The 7,294-nt window shown below is 60.0% G+C and carries 6 protein-coding genes and 1 pseudogene; 1 reads left to right on the forward strand and 6 read right to left on the reverse strand.

All coding sequences use genetic code 11. The features are described 5' to 3' along the window. Positions 1-11: 11 nt before the first annotated feature. The 6 genes from pqqB to AACY19_RS13450 form a co-directional block, all read right to left on the reverse strand. The gene (pqqB, locus tag AACY19_RS13425) at positions 12-923 is read right to left on the reverse strand and encodes a pyrroloquinoline quinone biosynthesis protein PqqB (RefSeq protein WP_339450847.1); all 912 of its coding nucleotides are present in this window, start codon (positions 921-923) and stop codon (positions 12-14) included. 82 nt (positions 924-1,005) lie between these two features. Further along, a complete protein-coding gene (gene pqqA, locus AACY19_RS13430; RefSeq protein ID WP_003422658.1) occupies positions 1,006-1,080 on the reverse strand; it encodes a pyrroloquinoline quinone precursor peptide PqqA in 75 nt (24 codons plus the stop codon). A gap of 156 nt (positions 1,081-1,236) precedes the next feature. Then, positions 1,237-3,651, reverse strand: a complete 2,415-nt coding sequence (gene pqqF, locus AACY19_RS13435) for a pyrroloquinoline quinone biosynthesis protein PqqF (RefSeq protein ID WP_339450849.1) — start codon at positions 3,649-3,651, stop codon at positions 1,237-1,239. A gap of 38 nt (positions 3,652-3,689) precedes the next feature. Then, the gene (locus AACY19_RS13440; RefSeq protein WP_339450851.1) at positions 3,690-4,484 is read right to left on the reverse strand and encodes a carbon-nitrogen hydrolase family protein; all 795 of its coding nucleotides are present in this window, start codon (positions 4,482-4,484) and stop codon (positions 3,690-3,692) included. Between the two features lie 12 nt (positions 4,485-4,496). Continuing rightward, positions 4,497-6,179: a flavin monoamine oxidase family protein gene (locus AACY19_RS13445; protein WP_339450853.1), complete on the reverse strand. Its 1,683-nt coding sequence runs from the start codon at positions 6,177-6,179 to the stop codon at positions 4,497-4,499. A 223-nt stretch (positions 6,180-6,402) separates the two neighbouring features. Beyond that, positions 6,403-6,864 carry an Lrp/AsnC family transcriptional regulator gene (locus AACY19_RS13450; protein ID WP_007910086.1) on the reverse strand — a complete coding sequence of 154 codons (462 nt, stop codon included), beginning with the start codon at positions 6,862-6,864 and terminating at the stop codon, positions 6,403-6,405. A gap of 291 nt (positions 6,865-7,155) precedes the next feature. Here AACY19_RS13450 and AACY19_RS13455 point away from each other — a divergent pair. Continuing rightward, positions 7,156-7,294, forward strand: a pseudogene (locus tag AACY19_RS13455) (IS3 family transposase); the annotation flags it as partial.

Raw genomic sequence — 7,294 nt, forward strand, 5'->3', positions numbered from 1 at the left:
GAGGCCATCCGCTACAGCACAATACTCATGCCATCGAACGCCACTTCAACATCACGCCGCGCCAGCTCCGCGCGTTCAGGCGAATCCTCATCGAGAATCGGATTGGTATTGTTGATGTGGATGAGCACTTTGCGCTGCTCAGGCAGTTGCTCCAGCACTTCGAGCATGCCGCCGGGCCCGTTCTGCGCCAGATGGCCCATCTCGCGACCGGTGCGGGTGCCGACGCCACGGCGTTGCATCTCATCGTCATCCCACATCGTGCCGTCGACCAGCAGGCAATCGCTGCCCGCCATGATCTCCAGCAGCGGCGCATCCACCTTGCCCAGACCCGGCGCGTAGAACAGCTTGCCGCCAGTCTTCAGGTCTTCAACGATCAAACCGATGTTGTCGCCCGGATGCGGATCGAAACGGTGCGGCGAGTACGGCGGCGCGGCGCTGCGCAACGGCAGCGGGGTGAAGCGCAGGTTCGGGCATGCGGCCACGGTGAAGCTCTCGTCGAGTTCGATGCGGTTCCAGTCCAGCCCACCATTCCAGTGCGTGAGCATCTTGAACAACGGGAAACCGGTGCTCAGGTCTTCATGAACCATGTCCGTGCACCAGACCTGATGCGGGCAGCCTTCGCGCAAGCTGAGCAGGCCGGTGGTGTGGTCGATCTGGCTGTCCATCAGAATGATCGCGCTGATGCCAGTGTCACGCAGGGCGCGGCCCGGTTGCATCGGGGCGAAGCTTTGCAGCTGCGCGCGGATGTCCGGCGAGGCGTTGCACAACACCCAGTTCACGCCGTCATCGGAGATCGCGATGGACGATTGGGTGCGGGCCTTGGCATTCAGGCTGCCGTCGCGAAAGCCTGCGCAGTTGACGCAGTTGCAGTTCCACTGCGGAAAACCGCCGCCAGCGGCCGAACCCAGAATCTGGACGAACATGAACACTCCAATCATTTCAACGCGGAAAATAAAACGCCCCGGCGAGCCGAGGCGTTGCACTGCAATTCTACGTAAGCAGAACTCAGCGGCTGGCGAAGTACATGGTGACTTCGAAGCCGATACGCAGGTCGGTGTAAGCCGGTTTTGTCCAGGACATAGGGTAACTCCTTCTCGTGGGTGGGATAGCGCTGTCCATAGTTATAGTCCACGGCAGCGCAGGGATGTTCCAAATAGTTAGGCTGCTATGTTACTCAAAATGTCACCGGGTTTGCCCGTGAATCTTTGAGAAAGCTCCTTGCAGCCTCGGTAATGATCATTTTATCGCTTGCCAGGCGGGACCGGGCGCCGGATCGCTGGCCAGACACAGGCGGCCGCCCTCGCCACGGATTAAACGCTGTGCAGCGGCCAGTACTGTGGGACGGTCCAACTGGCCGAGAGCCGTGACCAGTTGCGGCAGATAATCCGACGAGTGGCCAGCGAGTCTGGACTGCCAGAGGAGCTCGGCAGCGTCTTTGGTGGACAGGTTGGCGTCGTTGAATTGATCAATGAGATTCTGGCGCTGCTGGCTGAGGCTGTTCTCATCGAGTTGTTCAATCAGCGCTGGCAGGCTTTCGAGAAATTGCTGCAGGTGTTCGAGCAACTGTGCCGGGGTCGCTGTCGGTGATTGCAGGCCGAACAGAATCCCGGTCTGGCCATGCATTTGCCGCAGGCCGCTGAACACCGCATAACCCAACTGCAATTCAACGCGCAGGCGCTGATAGAACGGCATCTGGCACAGCTGCGCGAGCAGGCGCCATGCCGCTTCATCAGCGATTTCGCGACCGGCGCTGGTGCAGAACAGCAGCAAGGCATGCTCGCTGGAGGCCGTGTCGAGGTAGCGCCAGCGCTGGTGGGCGCTGAAGTTCGCGGCAACCGCGATTTGATTTTCAGCAATGCCCGGGATGCGGCTCAGGGCCAAACCCATCGCTGATTGGGTTTGCTGGCCAAGCCCCAAGGCGAGGCCGTCCCAGCGCGAAGTTGTCCACAGGTGATTGGCATCACTTGAGGTGTTGGCTGATTCCAGGCAATGCCCTGGCAACGCCTTGAGCAACTGGCGAATCGGCATCAGCGCTGTTTCCGCCACGCCCGGCGCGGAATTGACATCAACGTGCGTCAGACATTTCAGCGCGTGCTCGAGGACGCCGGGCATGGGTTCTTGCAGGCCGGTAAGTTTCAGCAGCCATTGGTTGCCCGTGGCGGTGAATGACAGCTCAACCCCGGCTTGGCGCGCGTCGTCCTGAGTTTCTTGCAGGCTGCGCTGCAGTTTTGCCTGCAGATCGGCAGTGGCCGCTGCCTCCATCTGCCAACGCAGATAAATCGCACCTTCGTCGCCGGTGTCCGGGAGCGCCTGGCTGAATTGCATCGGCGAGCGTTCGCGTCGACCGCGCGAGCGATCCTGGGCGAAGGTGCGCAAGCCGCGATGAGCGCTGGTCTGGCCACGGATCAACCCGGCGTTGGCCAGCGGTTCACTGGCGCGCAGGAACGGGTTGCTGGCAGGCAACTGCCAATGTTGGCTGAAGTTATCCACAACGCCCATTTCATCGAGAATCAGTTTTAGGGCAACAACGCCTGCGTCCGGCAGGCCACTTTCAAGCTGTTCACTGTCACACCGCGCCCGTTGCAACGCGCTGCTGATTTGCTGCTGGCGCTGGAGCATGGTCGCGTACTCTGCACGCAGTGGCGTCCAATCCTGTTGGCCGAAGAAACTCAACCAGTCCGCGACTTGCTCGCGAAGGGCGTCCGTCGATTCGGCCGGGGCGCTGAATTCCAGATGCAGCAAGGCTTGCCCGGCAAACCGGTACAGCGGTGTCGCTTTCAATCCTTCGGCCAGACCCTGTTGCTGCAAGTGTGCAAGCAAACCGCCGGGCTTGGCGCTGTTCAGCCAATGACAGAGAAACGTCAATGCCTCACCGGACGAGTCAGGCAACGCGTCAAATGCGAACAACAGATTGACGCGCCGTTCGCCGAGCTGTTGATAACTTTTTACCGATAGCGGCAGAAGGGTTGCCTGCGCAACGTTATCCCCAACCGGCAGCATCGCGGCGAACCGCTCCGCCAGCCCTCGAAGTTCTTCAAGGCTCTGCGGTCCAACCAGGCTCAAGGTCATTTGCCCGGTTCGATAAAACCGCTGATGGAAGTCTTGCAGTGCCTGCTGGAATGCCGGTAACTCGACTGGCAGGGTGCTTCTATTTCCCGCATGAAACCCGCGCAACGGATGCTCAGCCGGTAAACCCTGGTACAAGGCAAACTGCTGTTGCGCCGCAGGATCTTTTGAACAAGCGACAAATTCCGCGTCCAGCACTTCCCGTTCCCGCAGTTGATCGTCCGGATTCATACGTGGCTTGGCGAGCATGTCTGACAAGCGCTCAACGCCGCCGCTGAAAGATGCCGTCGGCAGCTCGAAGAAAAAGTCAGTCGTGCGTTCGCGAGTGCTGGCATTGACCTGACCACCGTGACCTTGCACGTAAGCCATCAACCCTTCGCCCGCCGGAAAGCGCTCGGTGCCGAGAAACAGCAAATGCTCAAGGAAATGCGCCAGCCCCGGCCATGCCAAGGGCACGTCATGGCTACCGGCAGCCACCCGCAGCGCGGCGGCACTGCGCTTCAGGCCAGGCACGTGACGCAGGGTCACGCGCAAGCCGTTGGCCAGGGTTTCGGTGTGGGGGCGGGGGTGAGTCGGCGCTAGCATGGGCACTTCCAGAACAGTGAAGTGCCAATGCTAGCGGATTAGCGCTTGGTGAGCGCGCCGTAAAGCTCGGGACGGCGATCACTGAGGTAGCGATTGGCTGCGCGCGAATCGACCATCAACTGCCGATCCAGCTCGCCGATGATCAGCGCTTCGTCGAGACCGGCCTGTGCGATGCGGCTGCCGTCCGGTGCAGCGATGCTGCTTTGCCCGCAATAGTGGATGTCGCCTTCGGTCCCGCAATAGTTGGCATAGGCCACGTAGCACTGGTTTTCGAAGGCGCGCGAACGCACGGTGACATCGGCGACGAAATCGAATGGGACCATGTTCGCCGTCGGCACCAGAATCAACTCGGCACCGGCGAGCGCCAGGCGTCGGGTGTTTTCCGGAAACTCCAGGTCGTAGCAGATCAGGAAACCGAGCTTCCAGCCGTTGAGTTCGACGATGGGAAAATCATCTTCCCCGGGGCTGAACATCGAGCGATCCAGATCACCGAACAGGTGCGTCTTGCGGTAATTGCACAGGCGTTCGCCGTGCGCATCGATCAACTGCACGGCGTTGTAGATCTGCCCGTCGGCGGTGCGCTCCGGATAGCCGTAAACGATTGCCAGACCGGCAGCCTTGGCGATCCGCCCGATCTGCTGCGCCCATTCACCGTTGTACACCTCGGCCAAGGTGCTGACCGCTTCGGTGCCGATGTTGTATCCGGTCATGAACATCTCAGGCAACACCAGCAGGTCGGCGCCTTTGGCCTCCAACGCCAGTCGATGCAGGCGTTGCAGGTTGGCGGCGGGGTCCAGTGGCAGCGGTGGACATTGATAAAGGGCTACACGCATCAGGGAATCCTCTTACTCGGGCAGGGCGATAGGGCCGATGTCTTTGAACACATCACCGGGGCCCGGGTTCGCTTTATGTGTCGACCCGCCGAAATGCTTCATGATCCCCCAAACCGCGTTGAGCGAGGTTTGCACCGCGCCTTCGACCCACGCCGGCGTCCACGAAACATCGTCACCGGCGATGAAAATCCCGCGCTGTTCGGCTGGCATCTCGTCCTGCATGAAGTGCGCGTACATGCGCTGGTTGTAGCGATAGTGACCGGGCAGGGCGCCTTTGAAGGCACCGAGGAAGTAAGGGTCGGCTTCCCACGACACGGTGATCGGATCGCCAATGATTCGCGCGGCGATGTCGACTTTCGGGTAGATTTTTTTCAGCGCGTTCAGGGCCAGCTCTACGCGTTTTTCCACTGGGTGCGGGAGCATCTTCAACGCGTCGCTCATCCACGAGTACGACAGACAGATAACGCCGGGTTTGTCGTCGCCATTGTCGAACAGATAGGTGCCACGGGTCAGGCGATCGGTGAGGGTCATGCTCATCAGATCGCGGCCGGTTTCCGGGTCCTTGTCCTTCCAGAATGGTCGGTCGACCATCACGAAAGTCTTCGACGACTGCATATAGCGCGTGCGGTCGAGGGCCATCCACATCTTCTGCGAGAACAGGGTTTCGTCGCATTCAATCTGCGTGGTCAGCAGCCAGCTCTGGCAAGTGGTCAGCACGGCGGCGTATTCGCGGGTGTCGCCGTTGTTGTCGGTGACGGCGAAACGACCATCCGGCGCGTGGGCAATTTTCTTCACCCCGGAGCGTGGCGCGCCACGGTGCAGGGATTTCAGGCTGGTGCCTTCCGGCCAATGCACGCAGCGTTCCGGCACATGCCGCCAGATACCCTGGGGCACCTGCTCGACGCCGCCGACCACCAGGTGCTGGTGATCATCGCAATTGGTCATCACCACACGGAAGATTTCCAGCATCGAGTTGGGGAAGTCCGAGTCCCAGCCGCCAGTGCCGAAACCGACCTGACCGAACACTTCGCGGTGATGGAACGACAGCTTGGCGAAGGCTTCCGAGGTGGCGACGAAATCATAGAAGGTGCGGTCGTCCCACAGCGGCACGAGGGTATTCCACAGTTCCTTGAGGCGCGGCACGTCGCGGTCGCGGATGGCTTGCTGGATATCGCCGAACTGCGAACCGGCCTCCAGTGCATCCGCCCAAGCGTCAGCCACTTCCTGGAACAGTGCAGGAAGATCCGCCAGTTTCTGTGCGTAATGGGTTTTGCCTTCCAGATCGATCACCGTGCTGCCAGAGGCTGGCGTCAACGGGTTCGGGAAAGGTTTGGTTTCAAGACCGAGCTTGTCGACGTAGTGATAGAACGCGGTGGACGACACCGGAAAACGCATGCCGCCCAATTCCGCGACGATGCCGTCAGTCCCGTTGAAGGCTTGCGAACGCAAGCGCCCGCCAAGCTTCGATGCCTCATAAACCACCGGTTTCAAACCGAGTTTCATCAACTCGTAAGCCGCCACCAGACCGGCAATGCCCGCGCCGACAATCGCAACTTCAGCGCCGTGACTGTGTTCAGGAATAGTGCCGAGGCCGGCCGGGTGTTCGATCCAGTCGTCGAAGGCGAAAGGAAAGTCCGGGCCGAAAATGGTGACGGGTTTCTTACCGTCTGCAGGATGGCGATTGTTCTTGTTCATGGCTGACCTTGCTGGCGACCCGACGCGGGATGCGCGTCTGAGTATAGGAAAAGATGCCAGCCATTCTAGGGAGCGTTGAACACGTTAATAAGACGCAAAGTGTCGTCGTTTTGCCAGGTTAGCGATCAATGTGACGAGCGGATACTACACACCGATCAGAATGTGGGAGCGAGCCTGCTCGCGAAGAGGCCCTGAAACTCGCCCGCGAAGCTCGATCAAAACCTTAAACCGGCTGCCCCCGATCAATCTTGCTGCTCAAAATGATCGAAGTGGTCGTCTTCTCCACCCCGTCCACACTGCCAATCTGATCCAGTAACTGATCCAGTTGCTCCGGCGAATCGGTGCGTAACCACGCCACATAATCAAACTCGCCACTCACCGCGCACAACTGCTGCACTTGCGCCATCGCACTCAACCGGCGCAATACCTCTTTGCCTGAGCGCGGCTGCACCTTGATCCCGACGTAGGCCTGTAATCCGCCATCAACTACCCGCTGACCCAGGCGCACACCGTAACCGGTAATCACTTTGGCCTTTTCCAGGCGTGCCAGGCGAGACGTCACCGTGGTACGCGCAATGCCCAACTGCCGCGCGAGCATGGCCACGCTCTCGCGCGCGTTGATTTGCAGGGCAGCGATCAGCTGACGGTCGATTTCATCGAGCACGGGCGGGCGGATGTCTGGCAAGGGGCGGCTCCATGGATGTGTGGGGCGGTGAGCTGCGCATGTTACAGGCACTACGAGCGATACGCTGCGGGTGATGTTGAAGCAGCTCACCCCAGCGTCGACGCTGTCGTTGCGCCGAGCTTTGGAACTTGCCTGCAGCCTGCGGGGTAGTTTTCCGAGCATTGCGCTCGCCAAGATTGAACCCCCAACTATTGGCCCAAGAAAAAGCCGCGCATTTGCGCGGCTTTCAAATTTGGTGTGTCCCGTCCTGAATAAGGTTTACACCTTCTGACCTATCCTCAGGAGGAACCAATGGAATCAGGAAAAAGGCGCAGTCAGCGTGATTACACGCTGAGCTTTAAATTGGCGGTCGTCGATCAAGTTGAAAAGGGCGAACTGAGTTATAAAGAGGCTCAACGGCGTTATGGGATTCAGGGCCGGTCGACTGTGT

It is taken from the genome of Pseudomonas sp. EA_5y_Pfl2_R50 (assembly GCF_963970475.1).
Taxonomy (GTDB): domain Bacteria; phylum Pseudomonadota; class Gammaproteobacteria; order Pseudomonadales; family Pseudomonadaceae; genus Aquipseudomonas.

Bases quoted from the DNA above. Each gene is read 5' to 3' on its own strand.
- pqqB (WP_339450847.1), bottom strand. From the start codon at position 923: ATGTTCGTCCAGATTCTGGGTTCGGCCGCTGGCGGCGGTTTTCCGCAG.
- pqqF (WP_339450849.1), bottom strand. From the start codon at position 3,651: ATGCTAGCGCCGACTCACCCCCGCCCCCACACCGAAACCCTGGCCAAC.
- AACY19_RS13440 (WP_339450851.1), bottom strand. From the start codon at position 4,484: ATGCGTGTAGCCCTTTATCAATGTCCACCGCTGCCACTGGACCCCGCC.
- AACY19_RS13445 (WP_339450853.1), bottom strand. From the start codon at position 6,179: ATGAACAAGAACAATCGCCATCCTGCAGACGGTAAGAAACCCGTCACC.